This window comes from Streptomyces sp. NPDC002793 (assembly GCF_040295485.1).
Classification (GTDB): Bacteria; Actinomycetota; Actinomycetes; order Streptomycetales; family Streptomycetaceae; genus Streptomyces.
On sequence record NZ_JBEOVL010000048.1, the window covers coordinates 1 to 18,623 of the forward strand.

The 18,623-nt window shown below is 72.4% G+C and carries 19 protein-coding genes; 10 read left to right on the top strand and 9 right to left on the bottom strand.

Features of this window, described 5'->3' with window-relative positions:
• Nucleotides 1–203: 203 nt before the first annotated feature.
• Nucleotides 204–1,163 (bottom strand): DUF4349 domain-containing protein, encoded by a 960-nt coding sequence (locus ABT001_RS30685; RefSeq protein WP_351284276.1) that lies wholly within the window; start codon nucleotides 1,161–1,163, stop codon nucleotides 204–206.
• Nucleotides 1,164–1,290: 127 nt separating this feature from the next.
• Between ABT001_RS30685 and hemG the strand changes: the two genes are divergently transcribed.
• Together hemG and hemQ are read left to right on the top strand one after the other, a co-directional pair.
• The gene (gene hemG / locus ABT001_RS30690) at nucleotides 1,291–2,778 is read left to right on the top strand and encodes a protoporphyrinogen oxidase (RefSeq protein ID WP_351284278.1); all 1,488 of its coding nucleotides are present in this window, start codon (nucleotides 1,291–1,293) and stop codon (nucleotides 2,776–2,778) included.
• A gap of 4 nt (nucleotides 2,779–2,782) precedes the next feature.
• Nucleotides 2,783–3,496 (top strand): hydrogen peroxide-dependent heme synthase, encoded by a 714-nt coding sequence (gene hemQ, locus ABT001_RS30695; RefSeq protein ID WP_351284280.1) that lies wholly within the window; start codon nucleotides 2,783–2,785, stop codon nucleotides 3,494–3,496.
• Nucleotides 3,497–3,782: 286 nt separating this feature from the next.
• Here the strand turns inward: hemQ and ABT001_RS30700 are convergent, their stop codons facing one another.
• The 3 genes from ABT001_RS30700 to ABT001_RS30710 all read right to left on the bottom strand — a co-directional run bounded on the left by ABT001_RS30700 (nucleotide 3,783) and on the right by ABT001_RS30710 (nucleotide 6,986).
• Nucleotides 3,783–4,559 (bottom strand): TIGR04222 domain-containing membrane protein, encoded by a 777-nt coding sequence (locus ABT001_RS30700; protein WP_351284283.1) that lies wholly within the window; start codon nucleotides 4,557–4,559, stop codon nucleotides 3,783–3,785.
• Between the two features lie 116 nt (nucleotides 4,560–4,675).
• Nucleotides 4,676–5,686, bottom strand: coding sequence for a TIGR04222 domain-containing membrane protein (locus ABT001_RS30705; protein ID WP_351284286.1), 1,011 nt, complete (start codon nucleotides 5,684–5,686; stop codon nucleotides 4,676–4,678).
• Nucleotides 5,687–5,690: 4 nt separating this feature from the next.
• Nucleotides 5,691–6,986, bottom strand: coding sequence for an MbnB/TglH/ChrH family RiPP precursor modification enzyme (locus ABT001_RS30710; RefSeq protein WP_351284288.1), 1,296 nt, complete (start codon nucleotides 6,984–6,986; stop codon nucleotides 5,691–5,693).
• 204 nt (nucleotides 6,987–7,190) lie between these two features.
• Between ABT001_RS30710 and ABT001_RS30715 the strand changes: the two genes are divergently transcribed.
• Both ABT001_RS30715 and ABT001_RS30720 read left to right on the top strand, forming a co-directional pair.
• The gene (locus tag ABT001_RS30715; protein WP_351284291.1) at nucleotides 7,191–7,805 is read left to right on the top strand and encodes a putative immunity protein; all 615 of its coding nucleotides are present in this window, start codon (nucleotides 7,191–7,193) and stop codon (nucleotides 7,803–7,805) included.
• On the top strand, nucleotides 7,802–8,317 hold the full coding sequence (locus tag ABT001_RS30720) for a putative immunity protein (protein ID WP_351284294.1): 516 nt from the start codon (nucleotides 7,802–7,804) through the stop codon (nucleotides 8,315–8,317). Before ABT001_RS30715 ends, ABT001_RS30720 begins: the two co-directional genes overlap by 4 nt.
• Nucleotides 8,318–8,337: 20 nt before the next feature.
• On the opposite strand, the gene ABT001_RS30725 is transcribed toward ABT001_RS30720, so the two are convergent.
• The gene (locus tag ABT001_RS30725) at nucleotides 8,338–9,102 is read right to left on the bottom strand and encodes a peptidyl-tRNA hydrolase (RefSeq protein ID WP_351284297.1); all 765 of its coding nucleotides are present in this window, start codon (nucleotides 9,100–9,102) and stop codon (nucleotides 8,338–8,340) included.
• A 73-nt stretch (nucleotides 9,103–9,175) separates the two neighbouring features.
• On the opposite strand from ABT001_RS30725, the gene ABT001_RS30730 reads away from it, so the two are divergent.
• Genes ABT001_RS30730 through ABT001_RS30740 form a run of 3 tightly spaced genes read left to right on the top strand, consistent with a single transcriptional unit; the run spans nucleotide 9,176 to nucleotide 11,624 of the window.
• On the top strand, nucleotides 9,176–9,853 hold the full coding sequence (locus ABT001_RS30730) for an AIM24 family protein (protein ID WP_351284300.1): 678 nt from the start codon (nucleotides 9,176–9,178) through the stop codon (nucleotides 9,851–9,853).
• Nucleotides 9,854–9,864: 11 nt separating this feature from the next.
• Nucleotides 9,865–11,430, top strand: a complete 1,566-nt coding sequence (locus ABT001_RS30735; RefSeq protein ID WP_351284303.1) for an ATP-binding cassette domain-containing protein — start codon at nucleotides 9,865–9,867, stop codon at nucleotides 11,428–11,430.
• 14 nt (nucleotides 11,431–11,444) lie between these two features.
• Nucleotides 11,445–11,624 carry a hypothetical protein gene (locus ABT001_RS30740; RefSeq protein ID WP_351284306.1) on the top strand — a complete coding sequence of 60 codons (180 nt, stop codon included), beginning with the start codon at nucleotides 11,445–11,447 and terminating at the stop codon, nucleotides 11,622–11,624.
• Nucleotides 11,625–11,636: 12 nt separating this feature from the next.
• Here ABT001_RS30740 and ABT001_RS30745 read toward each other — a convergent pair whose 3' ends face one another.
• From ABT001_RS30745 to zapE, 4 genes are all read right to left on the bottom strand, one after another.
• Nucleotides 11,637–12,539: a polysaccharide deacetylase family protein gene (locus ABT001_RS30745; RefSeq protein WP_351284309.1), complete on the bottom strand. Its 903-nt coding sequence runs from the start codon at nucleotides 12,537–12,539 to the stop codon at nucleotides 11,637–11,639.
• Between the two features lie 94 nt (nucleotides 12,540–12,633).
• Nucleotides 12,634–14,010 (bottom strand): alkaline phosphatase PhoX, encoded by a 1,377-nt coding sequence (locus ABT001_RS30750; RefSeq protein ID WP_351284311.1) that lies wholly within the window; start codon nucleotides 14,008–14,010, stop codon nucleotides 12,634–12,636.
• 133 nt (nucleotides 14,011–14,143) lie between these two features.
• Nucleotides 14,144–14,569, bottom strand: a complete 426-nt coding sequence (locus ABT001_RS30755; RefSeq protein ID WP_351284314.1) for an OsmC family protein — start codon at nucleotides 14,567–14,569, stop codon at nucleotides 14,144–14,146.
• Nucleotides 14,570–14,653: 84 nt separating this feature from the next.
• Complete coding sequence (zapE, locus tag ABT001_RS30760) at nucleotides 14,654–15,748, bottom strand: cell division protein ZapE (protein WP_351284317.1); 1,095 nt, start codon at nucleotides 15,746–15,748, stop codon at nucleotides 14,654–14,656.
• Between the two features lie 37 nt (nucleotides 15,749–15,785).
• On the opposite strand from zapE, the gene ABT001_RS30765 reads away from it, so the two are divergent.
• The 3 genes from ABT001_RS30765 to murC all read left to right on the top strand — a co-directional run bounded on the left by ABT001_RS30765 (nucleotide 15,786) and on the right by murC (nucleotide 18,621).
• Nucleotides 15,786–16,565, top strand: a complete 780-nt coding sequence (locus ABT001_RS30765; RefSeq protein ID WP_351284320.1) for a pyrimidine reductase family protein — start codon at nucleotides 15,786–15,788, stop codon at nucleotides 16,563–16,565.
• 158 nt (nucleotides 16,566–16,723) lie between these two features.
• Nucleotides 16,724–17,176 (top strand): indole-3-glycerol phosphate synthase, encoded by a 453-nt coding sequence (locus ABT001_RS30770; RefSeq protein ID WP_351284323.1) that lies wholly within the window; start codon nucleotides 16,724–16,726, stop codon nucleotides 17,174–17,176.
• Between the two features lie 50 nt (nucleotides 17,177–17,226).
• Entirely contained in the window at nucleotides 17,227–18,621 is a 1,395-nt protein-coding gene (murC, locus tag ABT001_RS30775) for a UDP-N-acetylmuramate--L-alanine ligase (RefSeq protein WP_351284325.1), read from the top strand.
• The last annotated feature ends 2 nt before the right edge of the window (nucleotides 18,622–18,623 follow it).

The window sequence follows — 18,623 nt, forward strand, 5'->3', positions numbered from 1 at the left end:
TTACCCCCCCCGCCCCTCTCCCTTTTTGTGTTGCCGCCGCGTTCTCGGGCTCCTTTCCTCTGCGCGCGGGGCTCCTTGTGCTGGGGGGCACGCACAGTCCCGCACATGCCCGCCGCGTCGCCCCCGACGATCACCAGTCGTTCCGTCGCCATGGCCGAGGTCCCTTCGCCGCGCTGTGCAGGTCCGGGCCCACGCTACGGGGCCTACGGGGCCGGAGGGGCCTCCGAGGTCTCCGTGGCCTGCCGGTGCGCCGTACGGCGCCGCAGCGGACGGCCGCGCAGCAGCCGCCACCCGAGCGCCAGGACGGCCGCGGCGGCCAGGAACGGTGCCGAGGCGCCGATCGCCACCGCGATCCACCGCAGCACGGTCACGAACGCGTCCCAGCCGCCGCCGAGCGCGTCCAGGAAGCCGGTGTCCTCCTCCCCGGGGTCCTCGCCCTCCTCGTACGGTTCGCTGAGCTCCAGGGTGATCGTCGCCAGCGAGGTGCGGTCCTTCAGCGACGCCTGCTGGGCGAGCAGGGACTCCAGGTCGGCCTGACGGCTGCTCAACTCGCCTTCCAGCGTGACCACATCGGTGAGCTTCTCGGCCTCGTCCATCAGTTCACGGATCCGTGCGACGCTCGCCCGCTGCGTGGCGATCCGGCTCTCGACATCGACGACCTCCCGGGTGACGTCCTTCGCGTCGGAGGTGCGGGAGAGCAGCTTCCCGGACCCGGCGAGGTCGCGCAGCACCTCGTCGTACCGGGCCTGCGGCACCCGCAGGACCAGTTCCGACACGTCGTGGGTGGCGTCGAGCCGTTCGGTGCGCTCGTCCGCGACGATCCCCCCGGCGCTCTCCGCGGCGGTCCGCGCGTGGACGACCGCCTTCAGCACGCTCTTCACCTCGATGCCGAGCGTGGCCGTGCGGATGACGTGGACCGCCACGGTGGATTTCGGTTCCGATGCCGAGGACGCTCCGTCGGCGGCCTTCGCGCCGGCGCCCGCGGCGGGCGCCGCCTTGCTGTCGCCCGCGGACCGCAGGCCCTGCCCACCGCTGTCGTCGGAGGCGGCGCACGCCCCGGTGGCCAGGAGTGCCACGAGCAGTGCGGCGGTCGCCGAGGCGCGGTGGCGGCGCCGGCCGGGCCGGGTCGGTGGATGACTGTCCGTGTGGCGTCCGTACGGCATGACGTGTCCCCCCAGGGCTGTTGTAGATGGTGCCGGTTCGACGTGGGGGCCCCGTGTGCGGGTTGCCTGTCAGCGGTTTCGAAGTGGTCACGTTCGGGACTCGGACCGGGTTTGAGAGAGTGGACCCATGCAGCGTCCTCTTCAGCGCGACACCTCACGTACGGGCCACGCCGTCGTCATCGGCGGTGGCATCGCCGGACTCGCCGCCGCCCACCGGCTGTTGGCCTCCGGGCTCCGGGTCACCGTCCTGGAGGCGACCGCCCGGCTCGGCGGCAAGCTGATGACGGGCGAGATCGCGGGCACCCGGGTCGACCTCGGAGCCGAGTCCATGCTCGCGCGGCGCCCCGAAGCGGTCGCGCTGGCAACGGCGGTGGGGCTCGGCGACCGGCTCCAGCCCCCCGCCACGGCCACCGCCTCGGTGTGGACCCGCGACGCCCTTCGCCCGATGCCCAAGGGGCACGTGATGGGCGTACCGGGCGATCCGGCGGCGCTCGACGGCGTGCTCTCGCCCGAGGGACTGGCGAGGATCGCCGAGGAACGTGATCTCACCCCGACCGCCGTCGGCGACGACGTCGCGGTCGGCGCGTACGTCGCGGACCGGCTCGGCCGGGAGGTCGTCGACCGGCTCGTGGAGCCGCTGCTCGGCGGGGTCTACGCGGGCGACGCCTACCGGATCTCGATGCGGGCCGCCGTGCCCCAGCTCTTCGAGGCCGTGAAGGAGGGCGGCCCGCTCCTCGACGGCGTACTCCGCATCCAGGCGAGGGCCGCCGCCCGGCAGCGGACCGGACCGGTGTTCCAGGGCATCGAGGGGGGCATCGGCACCCTGCCGGGGGCCGTGGCGGACGCCGTACGGTCAGGGGGCGCCGAGATCCTCACCGAGACCCCGGTGCTCGGCCTGACCCGCGGTGTCGAGGGCTGGGACGTGCGCACCGACCGCCGGGTGATCGCCGCCGACGCCGTCGTCCTGGCCACCCCCGCCTGGTCCGCCTCCACCCTGCTCGCCGCCGGGTGTCCGGCCGCCTCGGTCGAGCTCGCGGCCGTCGAGTACGCCTCGATGGCACTGGTCACCATGGCGTTCCGGCGTTCCGACATCCAGGGGACCGACGCGTTCCGGGGGCGGTCCGGCTTTCTCGTACCGCCCGTCGACGGGCGCACGATCAAGGCCGCCACCTTCTCCAGCAACAAGTGGCAGTGGGTCGCGGACGCGGCCCCGGACCTCTTCGTGCTGCGCACCTCCGTCGGACGCTACGGCGAGGAGGAGCACCTCCACCGTGAGGACTCCGAGCTCGTCGCCGCGTCCCTGGGGGATCTCGCCACCGCGACCGGGCTGGCGGCCCGGCCCGTGGACACCGAGGTCACCCGGTGGATCGGCGGTCTGCCCCAGTACCCGGTGGGCCATCTCGGCCGGGTCGCCCGGATCCGTGACGCGGTCGCCGAACTGCCCGGTCTGAGGGTGTGCGGAGCGGTGTACGACGGCGTCGGGATCCCGGCCTGTGTCGCGAGCGCGCACCGCGCCGCCGACGAGATCGTCCAGGACCTCACGGGGACGGCCGCGGGAGAGATCGACAACACGCCGACCCGGGTTCGGGGCATCGGGAGCGAGGCGGGACAATAGCGGTATGAGTGCGCCAGAGAAGCTCCCGAACGCAGGCAAGAAGGCCAAGGACCTCAACGAGGTCATCCGCTACACCCTGTGGTCCGTCTTCAAGCTGAAGGACGTCCTTCCCGACGACCGCGCCGGTTACGCCGACGAGGTCCAGGAGCTGTTCGACCAGCTCGCGGCCAAGGACGTCATCGTCCGCGGCACCTATGACGTGTCCGGTCTGCGGGCCGACGCCGATCTGATGATCTGGTGGCACGCAGAGACCTCCGACGCTCTTCAGGAGGCGTACAACCTCTTCCGGCGCACCCGGCTGGGCCGTGCCCTGGAGCCGGTCTGGTCGAACATGGCGCTGCACCGCCCCGCCGAGTTCAACAAGTCGCACATCCCGGCCTTCCTGGCCGACGAGACGCCGCGCGACTACGTCAGCGTGTACCCCTTCGTGCGCAGCTACGACTGGTACCTGCTGCCGGACGAGGACCGTCGCCGCATGCTCGCGGACCACGGCAAGATGGCCCGGGGCTTCCCGGACGTCCGCGCCAACACCGTCCCGGCGTTCTCGCTCGGCGACTACGAGTGGATGCTGGCGTTCGAGGCCGACGAGCTGTACCGCATCGTCGACCTCATGCGTCATCTGCGGGCCTCCGAGGCGCGGATGCACGTCCGCGAGGAGGTGCCGTTCTACACGGGGCGCAGGAAGTCCCTCGCAGACTTGGTGTCCGGTCTCGCATAGCCAGCGTTTCCGGTCATCCCGACCCGGAAGATCAGTTGGCGGGCAACGGCGTGTGTGACGCCGCCCGTCGTTCCAGCGACACCGGGTCCTGGCGCCGGGTGCACATCGGCCGGCCGTCGGCGAACTGCCGCGGACCGCGGGGGAGTCAGCCATTCCTCCCCGCGGACCGCCGTCCTCGCCGCGTCCGGCCGATGTGTCCCGGGCCGTACAACGGAATATGACGTCACCAGGGCCGCTCCCGGCAACGGGGCGGCCCTGGTGGTGCGTGGGGCCCCGGACCGGCGGGTCAGTCCGTGGTCCGCGCGCCGTTCAGCAGGGCCGCCCGCAGGCCCGGGTCCTCCAGGGCGCCCACGCCCCGTACGGCCACGGCCGCCAGCACATCGCGGTCCGGGCCGTGCACCGGGGCGGGCAGTGAGTCCAGCCAGCGCTGTCCGGACGGGGAGGCCCACGGGCTGTAGGGGTGGTTCTCCGCCCGTGCGATGGCCAGACAGCCCAGGGTCAGGACGAGCGGCAGCCCGAACCAGGCGGCCACCGGACCTGCGGAGCCGTCCCCCTGACCGGGCATCAGCATCGCGATGACGGCCAGGGCCACCACCAGCACGGCCGCACCCCGCACGCCGCGTACCGCCGACTCCAGGCCCGTGCGGGTCCCGTGCGGTACGGCGAGCCCCGCCGTGACGAGATGGTCGGCGAGGGAGCGTACTGCCTCGGTGGCCGCCGCGGCGGCCCGTACCGGTGCTATCCGGGACTGCCCGTCCGGGCCGATCGCGCGGATCACCGTGCGCTCGACCTCGTCCCGCCCCTCCGGATCGACGACCGTCGCCCAGCCCGTGTGGGCCAGCAGCAGCCGACGCCGCAGATGCATGGAGACCAGGGCGAGGTCGGCCACCCGCTGAGGGCCGCCGGCCAGGAACGCCGTCTCGTACAGGTTGAGTTCAGGGGAGACGGCCGCACGCCCGGCGACCGGCGGCCGCTGGGCCGCACCTGCGGTGAGGAGGCACAGCCGGATGCAGGAGACGGCGGCCGCGCCCCACGCGACCAGAAGAAGCATGACCCAGAGCATGACCGAGTTCTATGCGAAATCGGCAAGGGGGCGCCATAACCTGTTCACGATATGGACCAATCTCGGTCACGAATGGTCATCGGTGGCTGAATTCGTACGCTGCGGGTTCGCGCTTCTCAGGAGCTGCTGCCGCAACTGGACCCGCCCCCGCAACTGGACCCGCCGCTGCTCGACCCGCCTCCGCAGCTCGACCCGCCGCTGCTGCCACAGCTGGACCCGCTGCCGCCGCCGCAGCCGGACCCCGAGCCCGAGTCGCCGCCTCCCCCGCTGGAACTGCCGCAGCTCCCCCCACCGGGACTCGCCGCGGCGCACCACACGACCGGGACGAGCGCGGCGCTCGCGGAGGTCGAGGAGTCCGGTGAGGTGCGCAGGAGGGTGTGTTGCCTGGCCGCCGCCACCAACTGCCCCCGGAGCGCGGGATCGGGGAGCGCGCGCAGTCCCTGGGTGGCCACCTGGTGGGCGGGATCCCCCACCAGGGCGTGCGCGGCGCGGAACGCGTCGAGGGCGCGCCGCCCCGCCCGGGTGATCCGCCGCTTGGCCGAGGACGCGGTGGCGAAACCGATGACGATGCCGGCCACGAGCGCGGGAAGAACCTTGACGACGAACGGGAACGGTACGTCCGCGTAGTCGTCGTAGGCGACCGACTGCAGGACGGTGACGGCCAGGGCCAGGGGCAACGCCACGACGCAGAGCACTCCCTGGGTCGTCGCCCAACGGCGTCGGCTCCGGTTCCCTTCGGGTGCCACCAGCAGCCCGCGGGCCGCGAGCCCGTCGCCGATCTCCTGCACCGCCTGGTGCCGCATGAGTGTCCCGCGCAGTGTGTGAAGGGCCCCGCTCGGGGCGGCGGCCAGCTCCTGGAAGACGGCACGCTCCACCGGGTCACGGGCTTCTTCCCGGTGGACCGCGACGATCCCCGGTCCGCCGACGGCCAGCCGGCCGTCCAGGTGCAGGGCGGTGAGCGTGGTGTCGACGACCCTGGCGGGGCCGCCGGAGAGGAAGGCGGCCTCGGCGCGGTCGTGCACCCGGTCACCGGGCCCGGGGCTCCGGCCGGACCTGCGGGCGGCGATGATCAGGAGCGTCGAGGAGACCGCCACGGCGAGGGTCAGAAGGACGGCAAGGGCGTTCACGGGGTCACCTTCCCAGAAGGGCGGTACGGGCGGCGTGGATCAGGCGGGCGGCCCCGCGGCGGGGTGGGCGCGGTGCGGCCCGGTCCTGCCACCAGCGGGTCAGCCGTCGTCGCGCCGCCTCGTCGGCGGGGTGGCCGGCGATGAGCAGGTGCTCGGCGAAGTCGAGGGCGTCACGGCGGTATCCGGCGGACATCGGCCGGTTCCTGGCATACGCGAGGAACGCGCCGCGGTAGCCGTCGCCGAGGATGCCGGGCAGATCGGGCGCGACCTTGGCGACGACATCGGCACGCTTCGCGGCCAGGGCGCGGCTCTGCACCGCGAGGCGCCGGTGGTCGAAGCCGTCCGGCGCGGGCGCACCGGCCACGAGCGAGGAGAGCAGGGCGGTCTGGGCCGCGGTGGTCCGGTCGCGGGCGCCGGAGGCGCGGGTGACGGGTTCCGCGGGGCCGGCCGGCCGCGGGGCGGGGGCCCGTGGAGCGGTGGCCGCCGCGGCCAGCGTGCCGCGGATCGCGGTCAGTTCACCGGCCAGCTCCTCGGCCGGCGGGAAGTCGTCGTCGCGCTCCAGCAGGACCCCGGGCGGATCCACCCGGGAGCGGAGCTCGCTCAGCACGTCCAGGACGGGGCGTGTCACGGGGTGGGCGTGCGTGTCGTGCCAGACGCCGTCCTTCTCGACGCCGCCCGCCACGTGGACGTACGCGATGGCCTCCACCGGGAGTTCGTCGAGGGCGGTCGCGGGGTCCTCGCCGCGGTTGACGTGGTTGGTGTGCAGATTGGCGACATCGATCAGCAGCCGTACGCCCGTGCGCTCGACCAGCTCCGCGAGGAACTGCCCCTCGGTCAGCTCCTCGTCGGGCCAGGAGATCAGCGCGGCGATGTTCTCCAGGGCCAGCGGGACGGGCAGCGAGTCCTGGGCGATCCGCACGTTCTCGCACAGCACGTCCAGTGCGTCCCAGGTACGGGGCACCGGCAGCAGATGGCCCGCTTCCAGCACCGGCGAGGCGGCGGGCCGGCCTCCGGCGCGTACGAACGCGATGTGCTCCGTGACCAGAGGCGTGCCCAGCAGCTCGGCCCGCGCGGCCAGGCCGGCGAGACGGTCGGGATCCGGGCGGTCGGCCCCGCCCAGACCGAGCGACACCCCGTGCGGGACGACCGTGACGCCGCGCTCGCGGAGACGCACGAGGGACTCGGGGAGATGGTCCGCACAGAGGTTCTCCGCGACGGCCTCGACCCACTCGATCCCCGGCAGTGCCTCGATGGCTTCAGCGATCTCCGGCCGCCATCCGATGCCGATCCCCAGCTTCATGGTGTCCCCTCCCCGTTCCGTGCAGGGGTCATGGCCCCGCCGGGCCCCGGTGAACCCGGAAGTGGGGACGTTCAGAGCCCGATTTGAGGTTCCCCGGCGCGTGCGGGACCTTCTGTGATCTGACCGTGATGTCTCCCCGCCGCACACCCGGGCTCCCTCATCCTCCGGGTCCCCGCCGCACGTTCAGGGATACGATTCGCGAACATGGCAAAGAGCACGCACACCGTGTCCGGAGACTTCGATCTGACCATGGACGAGCTGCGCGTCGTGGCGCTTTACGTGGTGCGGCACGCGGAGGACGTCCTGTCTGTTTTTGAGCAGGCTGTCCCCGATGATCCACGTCCCCGGGCGGCGATCGACGCGGCCTGGGAGTTCGTCAACGGCGCCGCCAGGACGAGGCTGCAGCGCGTCACCTCCCTCGACGCCCACCGGGCTGCCCGGTCCGCGCCCTCCGAAGCCGCGCGGCTGGCCGCGCGCTCCGCCGGTGACGCCGCGTCGGCCGCCTATCTGCATCCCCTCGCCCAGGCCGGCCAGGTCGGTCACATCCTGCGCGCCTCCGCGAGCGCCGCACACATCGGAGAGCTGACGGCGGGCGGCGACCCCGCGAGGGCGGATGCCCTGCTGGAACGGTCACGGCAGCGCGCGACAGCGGTACTCGTCGACGTGCTCTGCCGCTACCCGCTCCCGCCGAGCGGCAGCAGTCGTGTCGCCCGGTTGATGAGCACTCTGGACCATGCCCTGCGTCAGACGGCCGAGCGGCCGCCGGGGCACAGCGCGGATGGCGCCGCCCATGAGCGCGGAAAGGAACGCACGTCGTGATCCTCCCGAAGGTCCGAGACCCACGCTTCGTGACGATCCGCCGGGGCGGGACGCTCACCGACGCGGACCACCGTCTCCTCGCCCTGTGGGCCGCCGCCTGCGCGGAGCACGTCCTCCCTCTCTTCGAGTCGGCCCGGCCCGAGGACCCGCGACCGCGTCAGGCGATCGAGCACGCCCGTGCCTGGGAGCGTGGCGAGGTCGGAATGATGCAGGCCCGCGCGGCCGGTGGCCACGCGATGGGAGCGGCCAGGGACCTGCGTGGGGCGGCACGGCACGCCGCGTACGCCGCAGGACAGGCCGGAGCCGTCGCCCACGTCGCCGCGCACGAGCTCGGCGCGGCCGCCTACGCGATCAAGGCCGCACGTGCGGCGGCGCCGGAAGGCGACAGCGAGGCGGCGGGACGACTGGAGTGCCAGTGGCAGCGCGATCAGCTCCCGGCGGCCGTCCGGGAGCTCGTCCTCGACGACCAGCGGCTGCGCAACGACATCTGCTGGTCGGTGTTCGACTGCTGAAGCCGAACGCGCACGGCCCCTCAGCGGCGCAGCGCCGGATGGTCGGCGACGACCGTGCAGGACCCCGGGGCGACCTCGGTGAATCCGGCGTCCCGCACCACCGGCAGCCCGCTCACGGTGAGTTCGCGCCAGCGGGCGGCGTCCGGGGTGGCGACGGAGAGCGGGAAGCCGGCCTCGCGCCACGCCTTGCGCTCGGTGTCCGACAGCTCCCACCAGGCGAGCTGTGCGCCGTGCCCGGCCTGCGCCATCGCCTTGCCCGCCGACATGCCGACGTCCGGATTCATCCACAGGACCGGGCCGGCCGGATCGGGCGCGGGAGGGGCCTCGGGGTCGTCCAACTCGGTGCCCGACACCTGGAGCTTGGCCAGCTCCTTGGGCCAGCCGTCCAGGGGAACCGGCGGGAACACCCGGACCTCGGCGTGCTCGCCGGTGACGGTGATCCCGGGCAGCGTGCACGCCTTGCGCCACTCCGCGCCGCGCGCCCGCCGCACCACCTTGCGGATCCGGGCGTCCTGCCAGTCGTGCATGGCCCGCGCCCACTCGCCCTCGGCCCCGCCCTCGTCCTCGCCCAGCGAGCGGGGATCCGAGAGGATCGTGAGCACCGCGCGGGCGGCGGTCACCAGGGCGTCGTTGCGCGCCGGAGGATCGGTCTTCTCCAGGTGCACCACCAGCGGCAGAACGAACTGGGGTGCTTCGTCGCGGGCCGTCGGCTCGGAACGGAACGGGCTGTCGGCGGGGGCCTCCGGCGCTGCGGGAAGGGGCTCAGGAATGCTGTCGCTGCTCACCCGTCCAGTCTGCCAGGCCCCTGTGACAACGAATCCTTGGCGGAACTGACCGCTCCGGGTGAGGATGCACCGCATGAAGAGCGACCTCTTTTCCAGTGAGCACATGGCGCAGCCGGCCACCGCCCCCGGCATGACGCTGCAGAACGCCAAATCCATCAAGTACGCCGTCAACGGTGAGATGCACGCGCGTCAGGGATCGATGATCGCCTTCCGCGGCAATCTCCAGTTCGAACGCAAGGGCCAGGGCATCGGCGGCATGCTCAAGCGCGCCGTGACAGGCGAGGGGCTCGCCCTGATGGCGGTCACCGGCCAGGGCGAGGCGTGGTTCGCCCACGAAGCGGCCAACTGCTTCATCGTGGAGATGGAGCAGGGCGACGTCCTGACCATCAACGGCCGCAACGTCCTCTGTTTCGACGCCAGCCTGTCCTACGAGATCAAGACCGTGAAGGGCGCCGGGATGACCGGCGGCGGCCTCTTCAACAGCGTCTTCAGCGGTTACGGCAAACTCGGCCTGATCTGCGAGGGACAGCCCATCGTGATCCCCGTCACCGGGCAGCAGCCGGTGTACGTCGACACGGACGCCGTCGTCGGCTGGAGCGCCCAGCTGACCACCACGCTGCACCGCTCGCAGAGCTTCGGCTCGATGGTGCGCGGCGGATCCGGCGAGGCCGTCCAGCTGATGCTCCAGGGCGAGGGCTTCGTGCTCGTACGGCCCTCCGAACTCAAGCCGGAGAAGTCGTCGTCCAGTTGATCCTGCGAGGAGTGGGCCGCCGGTACGGCCTGCGCGGCCCCTGGGTGCTGCGCGGGCTCGACCTGGACCTGCCCACGCACACCCTGATCCGGATCGAGGGCGCCAACGGCGCGGGCAAGTCGACCCTGCTGAGACTGCTCGCCGGTCTCGACGCGCCGACCGAGGGCCGCGTCACGGGCCGGCCGCGCACGGCGTACGTCCCCGAACGCTTCCCCGCGGCGCTGCCGTTCACCGCTGCCGGCTACCTCGGACACTTGGGCCGCGTCCACGGGCTCCCTACCGCCGTGGCCGCCGCACGGGCCGAGGAGTGGCTGGAGCGCTTCGGGGCCGCGGATTACGCCCGCACTCCGCTCGCGGAACTCTCCAAGGGCACCAGCCAGAAGATCGCCGTCGCCCAGGCGCTCCTCGCCGAGCCGGACCTCCTCGTCCTGGACGAGGCCTGGACCGGCCTGGACACCGCGGCCCGCGACGTACTGGACCGGGCCGTCGCCGAGCGGGTGGCAGGCGGTGCCACGGTGGTGTTCGTCGACCATGACCCGAGGCGGCTCGAGGGACGGGCCGACGCCGGCTACCGGCTGGAAGGGCGAACACTCACCGCGGTGGCCGTCACACCCGGCGATCCCGGCCCGGCCGTCCGGATCGAAGCGACGGGTCCCGCCTCCGCCGAACTCCCGCAGGGGCTCCCGGGCGCCCCGGTGGTGGAGCGGGACACCGGGGAACCTGCCGCGATCCGGCTCACGACCACCGCGGCGCACTCGGATTCCCTGTTGCGCGCCCTGATCACGGCCCACCCGCCGTGGCACATCACCGGACTCGCCCAGGTCCGGGAGCCCGCCCACGTGCCCACCGCCCCCGCACCGGACAGGGCGGCCCGACCCGCCCGCCCGGCCCGCGTGCCGGTACGCGGCACGATCGCCCTGACGCGCTATCAGGGCGCGCTGCTGGCACGCTCACAGAGCTGGCTCGCGCCCGTGCTCCTGTACGCGGCCGTCCTCGCCGTCGGCGTAGGGGCGGGGCAGCCCCTGCTGGACGCGCTCGGGTACACCGCCGCGACACTACTTCCCGTGGCGGCCTGGCTCGTGCGGCTCTGCGTCACCCAGGAGCCGCCCGCAGCCAGGGCCGTTCTCGCCGCCGCCGTCGGACCGTCGAGAGCCCACCGCGCGGCGTTGCTCGCCGGCCTGGGGAGCGCGCTCGCCCTGGGCGGGACGGCGGTGGGCACCGTGCTGCTGATCAGCGAACCGGCCGACGCCGGCCACACCGTCGCCGTGCCGCTCCCGGCCGCCTCACTCGCCGGGCTGCTCGGGGCCTCGTGCTGCGCCCTGCTGGGGGCGGCGGTCGGGGCACTCTGCGCCCGGCCGGTCCTGCACCGCCGCGGCTGGTCGCTCGTCGCGACCGTGCTCGGGGCGCTGCTCGTACTCGTGACCGACGGCTCACCGGCGAAGGCCGCGGTGACGGGCCTGGTCACCGGTTCGCTGACCGGCGAGGTGCGGGTGCCGGTCGTGCCACTGGCGGGGGCGGTCGTGGTTGCCGTCGCGGTGGCCGCTCTCACCTCCCGGCTCGCCGCTCTGCGGGAGTGAGTACGCTCGTACGTATGGACGACGCGTACTGCGAGACGCCCGCGCCGGCCCCGGCACCCGTGGACGCGGGGCCGCCGTACGCCGAGTGCGTGCTGTGCCGGAAGCCGACCGAATATCCGGAGTCGGCGAAGGGTGCCACGCTCTGCCCGGTCTGTGCCTGGCAGGAGGCCGGCCGTACCGCCTGCTCCGGTTGACGCGGGGTGGGCTCAGCCGCGCATCAGTTCCGAGACCTTGACGAAGCGGTAGCCGCGCTCGCGCAGCTCCGGGACGATCCGGCTGACCGCTTCGTCGGTGACGGGCGCCGCGCTGCGGGTGCAGTGCATGACCACCAGCGAGCCGGGCTTCACGCCCGCCAGCACCTGCTCGGCCACCGCGTCCGCGTCCGTGGCGAAGGCGTCACCGCTGACCACGTCCCACTGGACCGCGGTCACCCCGGTCGGGGCCAGGGCCTTCAGCGACGTGTCGTCGTAGCAGCCGCCGGGGAAGCGGAAGTAGGGCACGACGTTGCGTGCACCCGTCCGCCGGATCGCGCCGAAGGCCCGTTCCACGTCACGCCGCATGTCCTTCGCCCCGACGGTCGGCAGCCCGTAACAGGGGGAGGAGAAGGCGTAGTGGCTGAACGAGTGGTTGGCGATCTCGAACAGGGGGTCGGTGCCGATCGAGCGGGCCTGGGCCGGATACTCCTGTGCCCATCTGCCGGTCATGAAGACCGTCGAAGGGACCTTCAGCCGGCGTAGTGACGCGATCAGCCCGGGGTTGTCGAAGCGTTCGCCGGCGGCGGCGCGCGGTCCCTGATCCGCCGTCATGTCGGCGTCAAAGGTGAGCGCCACGACCTTGTCAGGCCCGCCCGCCGCGTTCCGGGGAGCGCTGCCCGGGCCTTCCGCGCGTCGTTCGAAGACCGGAGTGAGGCCGCCGGGGCCTGGGGCCAGGACGGGCGGATCGCTCTCCGGGACTCCCTGGGGAGTCCGCGACGGGGATGGTGTCGCGGACTCCGGAGAGGCCGTCGGAAGTGCCGCGGTCCTCGCGTGGGTGGCCCCGGAGCTTCCGCAACCGGCGAGCACCCCGCTCACCAAAGCCAGCACGATCGTCGTACGAGCAGATTTGATCACTGAGGGACATTAGCTGACGTTTTGTCAGATTATGCTCGCGGCGCTCCGGTCGTCCGGCCCCCGGACCACCGGAACACCCGCATGCTCGCCTCGGTCAGCGCCAGGGGCCCGTCACCGCGAACGTCGTCCCCGGGGTGTAGCAGTTGACGAACATCGTCCCTCCGTCCGGCGAGAACGTGACACCGGCGAACTCACCCCACTCCGGTTCCCCGGCCGTCCCGATGTTCTGCCGTCCCCGCGCCATCGCGTAGACCTCGCCGCGCCGCGTCACCCCGAGCACGTGCTGAGCGCCGCCCCCGTCCTCGCAGACCATCAGCCCCCCTCCGGAGGCGAGGCAGATGTTGTCCGGTGATTCGCCCGGCAGCCGGATGTCGGAGTCCGGGCCGAAGACGACCACCAGGGTGAGCCGGCGCCGCTCCGGTTCGTAACGCCACACCTGGCCGTAGTGGTCGGCGGCGGACCCTTCCGCGCTGTGCGCGAAGCTGGAGACGAAGTACACCGACGAGCCGCCCCAGTAGCAGCCCTCCAGCTTCTGAGCGTGTGTGATGCCCTTGGGTCCGAAGTCCTGCAGCCGGATCGGCGTCTCCGCCGCCAGTGGGTCCGGGACGGGGACCCACTCGATCCGGTCGAAGCTCGCACCCGTCTCCTGGATCACCGAGAGGTCGGGTACGCCGGGTACCCGCATGGCCTCGAGCGCGCCACCGGCCCGTAGGGAGCCCGTGCCGCCGAGCGGTTTCTCCGGGAGGAAGCGGTAGAAGAGACCGAACGGCTTGTCGAACGCGTCCTCGGTCTCGTACACGATGCCGTTCCGGGGGTCGACCGCGACGGCCTCGTGCTGGAAGCGGCCCATCGCGGTCAGCGGCACGGCCCCGGTGCGGCGCGGATCGGCGCCGTCCACCTCGAAGATGAAGCCGTGGTCCTTCGTGTAGCCGTTGGTGCCGGCCTTGTCCTCGGTCTCCTCGCAGGTCAGCCAGGTGTTCCAAGGGGTGGGCCCACCCGCGCAGTTGACGGCCGTACCGGCGACGGCGACGCGCTCACCGATGACCTCGCCCCGGCTGTCGAGCTCCAGGACCGTACAACCGCCCTTGCCCATGGGGTCGTACGTGAGGCCCTCGACCGTCGGGACGCCGATTTTGCCCGTGACCCGGTTCTCGTGGTTGCGCACCAGGTGGACCCGGCCGCGGCGGCCGGCGAAGGCGGCCATGCCGTCGTGGTTGCTGGGGACCCGGCCCTCGCCGGAGCGCAGCGGGTCACCCTCCCGGGAGAGCACCCGGTAGCGGAAACCCTTCGGCAGATCGAGCAGGCCGTCCGGATCCGGTACGAGGGGACCGTAGCCGCTGTGGCCCCGGGCCTCGGCGGTGCCGGAGAAGAGTTCCGTGAAGGCACCGGCGAAGGTGACCGACGCGGCCGTGGCGGCGCTGCCGGTCAGGATCCGTCGTCGTGTCGTGAGGTGTCGAGATGTGGATGACATGGGGCAACTCCCTGTTGGCGGACAGGTGAAGTGACCCGCATGTGTGTACCACGCGTCGCGACGCGCGGGAACCGTGCGGGCCACGGTGCCCCGTGTGTCCCCGGGGCGGACGAGGCCCCGGGGACGGCTGGGATCAGGCCAGCGACGCGGTGAGCGTGATGGTGGTGCCGGTGAGCGCCTGGCTGACCGGGCAGTTCGCCTTGGCGTCCTCGGCGGCCTTCACGAAGCCCGCCTCGTCCAGGCCGGGGACCACGCCCTGCACGGTGATGTGGATGCCGGTGATGCCGGTGCCGGGCTGGAGCGTGACGTCGGCCTGGGTGGTCAGCTGGGTGGGCGGGGTGCCCGCCGTGGCCAGGCCGTTGGAGAGAGCCATCGAGAAGCAGCTCGAGTGCGCGGCCGCGATGAGCTCCTCCGGGCTGGTCTTGCCGTTCGCCTTCTCCGCGCGGGACGGCCAGGAGACCGGGAACTCCCCGATCCCGGAGGAGTCGAAGGTGACGACACCCTTGCCCTCGAGCAGGTTGCCTTCCCAGACCGTGTGCGCCTGACGCGTGGTAGCCATGGTGGATCCCTTCAAACGATGTGCGCGGTCAGCGGACGTACGTGGCACCCGGAGGCGCACCCGTGCGTCCTTCAGCTCCCGAACCTACTGCGCCACCAGTCCCTTCGCGTCACGCGCCAGTGCAGTCAGCCGCGAGATGGCCCGGAAATACTTCTTCCGGTACCCGCCGTTCAGCATCTCGTCACTGAACAGCCGGTCGAAGGGGAGACCGGAGGCGAGCACCGGGATCTCGCGGTCGTACAGCCGGTCCGCGAGCACCACCAGGCGCAGCGCCGTCGACTGGTCGGGCACCGGCTGGACATCGGTGAGGCACACCGCGGCGATCCCCTCCGTCAGCGCGCCGTAACGGCTCGGGTGCACCCGGGCGAGGTGGTCGAGCAGGGCCGGGAAGTCGTCGAGGGAGGCACCCGCGGTCGCGTACGCGGCCCGGGTGACCTGGTCCTCGGAGTACGGCGGCGGCGCCTCGGGCAGGCCCCGGTGGCGGTAGTCCTCACCGTCGATCCGCAGCGGGCGGAAGTGGGAGGACAGCCCCTGGATCTCCCGGAGGAAGTCGGCTGCCGCGAAGCGGCCCTCACCGAGCTTGCCGGGCAGTGTGTTCGAGGTCGCGGCCAGCGCGACTCCGGCTTCGACCAGCCTGCTGAGCAGGGACGACACCAGGACGGTGTCACCCGGGTCGTCCAATTCGAATTCGTCGATACAGAGCAGCCGGTGTCCGCTCAGCGTCTGCACGGTCTGCTGGAAGCCGAGCGCGCCGACCAGGTTCGTCAGCTCGACGAAGGTGCCGAAGGCCTTCAGGGAAGGCGCGGCCGGCGTGGCGTGCCAGAGCGAGGCCAGCAGATGCGTCTTGCCCACGCCGTACCCGCCGTCGAGATAGACGCCGCGCGGCCCGGTGGGCGTCGCCGCCTGTTTCCTCCCGAACCACTTGCGCTTCCCCGAGCCCGTGGCATGCGCCCCGCCGAGCCCGGCGGCGAACGAGCCGAGGACCTCGACCGCCTCGGTCTGGCTCGGCTGGTTCGGGTCGGGAACGTACGTATCGAAGCGCACCGAGTCGAAGCGCGGCGGCGGCACCATCTCCGCGACCAGTCGGTCGGCGGGGACGCGTGGCTCGAGGGCGCACAGGGACTGCGGGGCCGCTTCTGCTATGGGGCTCTGCCCCTGCACGGCTGTGGAGGACGACACAACTCTCCACCTTAAGGGCCGTGCCAGACTGCTGGGCATGCGACGCCTGCTCCCTGTGACGGACCTGACAACCTCGGCCCACGCCGCTGCCGCCGCCGATCGCGAGTGGACGCTCGACGAGCTGGCCGACGCCTACGCCTATCCCGGGGGCGGGCGCCCCTGGCTCCGCGCCAACATGGTCTCCACCCTGGACGGCGCCGCCCAGCACGACGGCCGTTCCCAGGGCATCTCGTCCCCCGCCGACATGCGGATCTTCGGCACCCAGCGGGGCCTGGCCGACGCGATCGTCGTCGGCGCCGAGACGGTACGCCTGGAGGGTTACCGGCCCGCGCGTGCCCGCGACGCCTTCGCCGCCCGGCGTGAGGCGGCCGGGCAGGGGCCCGCCCCGGCCATCGCGGTCGTCAGCGCCGGTCTGGACCTGGACTTCTCCCTCCCGCTCTTCGCCTCACCCCTGGTCCCGACCCTCGTGGTCACCGGAACGGCCGCGCCCTCGGACCGGGTCCACGCGGCCCGGGAGGCGGGGGCCGAGGTGCTGTTCGCGGGGGACGGCGCCACCGTCGACCCGGCCCGCGCGGTGGCGGAACTGGCAGCCCGGGGGCTCACCCGGCTCCTCACCGAGGGCGGGCCGCGGCTGCTCGGCCAGTTCGTGGCGGCCGGGGTGCTGGACGAGCTCTGTCTGACGCTGTCCCCGCTGCTCGTTGCGGGAGACGCCCAGCGCATCGCGGGCGGCCCCGTCCTCCCTGTGCCGGAACGTTTCTCCCTCGTCTCGCTCCTGGAGGAGGGGGGATTCCTCTTCACTCGGTACGGGAAGATCTGACATATAGCGGAATTACCCGTTCCGGTTGGCTCCGGGTGTGCACACTTGGTCCTGCAACCCCGTGCAGTTGCGGGGAAGGATGGTTTCAGCAACAGCGGTCGTCCCTGCGGCCGACGAGATGAAGCGGAAGGGCGCCTGTCGTGTTCACAAGCGTTTTGATGATCGAGAAGCCCCTCACTCCCGAGGACGTGGAATTCGTCACGACCCTCCACGGCGAGGAGCGGATCTCGTTCGTCGTACTGATGCAGCCCCGTGGTGACCAGGCCGATGTGCTGCTGCGCGCGATCGACGACGTGGCGATCGGCGAGCTCCGTGACGCCGTCCGCGAGGGGGACCAGCCGGAGGGCAGGGAAGCCAGGGAGCCCGCCGAGATGGCGCTGGAGTACTCCCTCCGGGAGCTGCGGGAGGCGGGCTCGGAGGCTGTCGGACAGGTGGTCGAGGACCATCCCCTGGACCGGCTGAAGACCGTGGTCGACGAGTCCGGGGCCGACGAGGTCATCGTGCTGACGGCGCCGCACTACGTCGAGGAGTTCTTCCACCGTGACTGGGCGTCCCGGGCCCGTCACAAGGTCGGCGTCCCGGTGCTCAAGCTCTTCGCGCACAGCGAATAGGCTGGGGGCCGCACCACCCAGACACACGTCGCACCTCGGGAGAGACACGTATGGCACCCGGTATTCCTGCCGCCCTGGAACGGCCGCACTTCATCGGCATCGGCGGCGCCGGAATGTCGGGCATCGCGAAGATCCTCGCCCAGCGCGGCGCGAAGGTGGCGGGCAGCGACGCCCGGGAGTCCGCCACCGCCGACGCCCTGCGCGCCCTGGGAGCGACGGTCCACATCGGGCACGCCGCGGAGCACCTGGCCGACGACGCGACCTCGGTGGTCGTCTCCAGCGCCATCCGCGCCGACAACCCCGAGCTGGTCCGCGCCGCCGAGCTGGACATCCCCGTCGTCCACCGGTCCGACGCGCTCGCCTCCCTGATGGAGGGCCTGCGGGCCATCGCGGTCGCCGGGACCCACGGCAAGACGACCACCACGTCGATGCTCGCCGTCGCCCTGTCCGAGCTTGCCCTCGACCCCTCGTACGCCATCGGCGGCGACCTCGAGGGCCCGGGCACCAACGCCACGCACGGCCAGGGCGACATCTTCGTCGCCGAGGCGGACGAGAGCGACCGGAGCTTCCAGAAGTACGCCCCCGAGGTCGCGATCGTCCTCAACGTAGAGCTGGACCACCACGCGAACTACGCCTCGATGGACGAGATCTACGAGTCCTTCGAGACCTTCGTCGGCAAGGTCGTCCCCGGCGGCACCCTGGTCATCGCCGCCGACCAGCCCGGCGCCGTCGAGCTCACCCGGAGGGTGCGCGAGCTCTCCTCCCTCACCGTCGTCACCTACGGCGAGTCCGAGGGCGCCGACGTACGCGTGCACAAGGTCACCCCGCGGGGTCTGACCAGCGAGGTCACGGTCGTCCTCAACGGCAAGTACCTCACCTTCACGGTCTCCGTGCCCGGCCGCCACTACGCGCACAACGCGGTGGCCGCGCTGGCCGCCGGTGTCGCCCTCGGCCTCCCCGCGCACAATCTGGCCTCCGCCATCGGCTCGTACACCGGGGTCAAGCGCCGCCTCCAGCTCAAGGGCGAGGCGGCCGGCGTCCAGGTCATCGACTCGTACGCGCACCACCCCACCGAGATGACCGCCGACCTGGAGGCCATGCGCGGGGCGGCGACCGACGCCCGCCTCCTGGTGGTCTTCCAGCCCCATCTCTTCTCCCGCACCCAGGAACTCGGCACGGAGATGGGCCAGGCACTCGCCCTCGCCGACGCCTCGCTGGTCCTGGACATCTACCCGGCCCGGGAGGACCCGGTCCCGGGCGTCACGAGCGCACTGATCATCGACGCGGCGAGGGCCGCGGGCGCCGATGTGACGGCCGTCCCGGACAAGGCGGCGGTTCCCGCAGCCGTCGCGGGAATGGCGAAGCCCGGCGATCTGGTTCTCACCATGGGAGCGGGCGATGTCACCGACCTCGGCCCGCAGATCCTGGACCACCTGTCGAGCTGAGG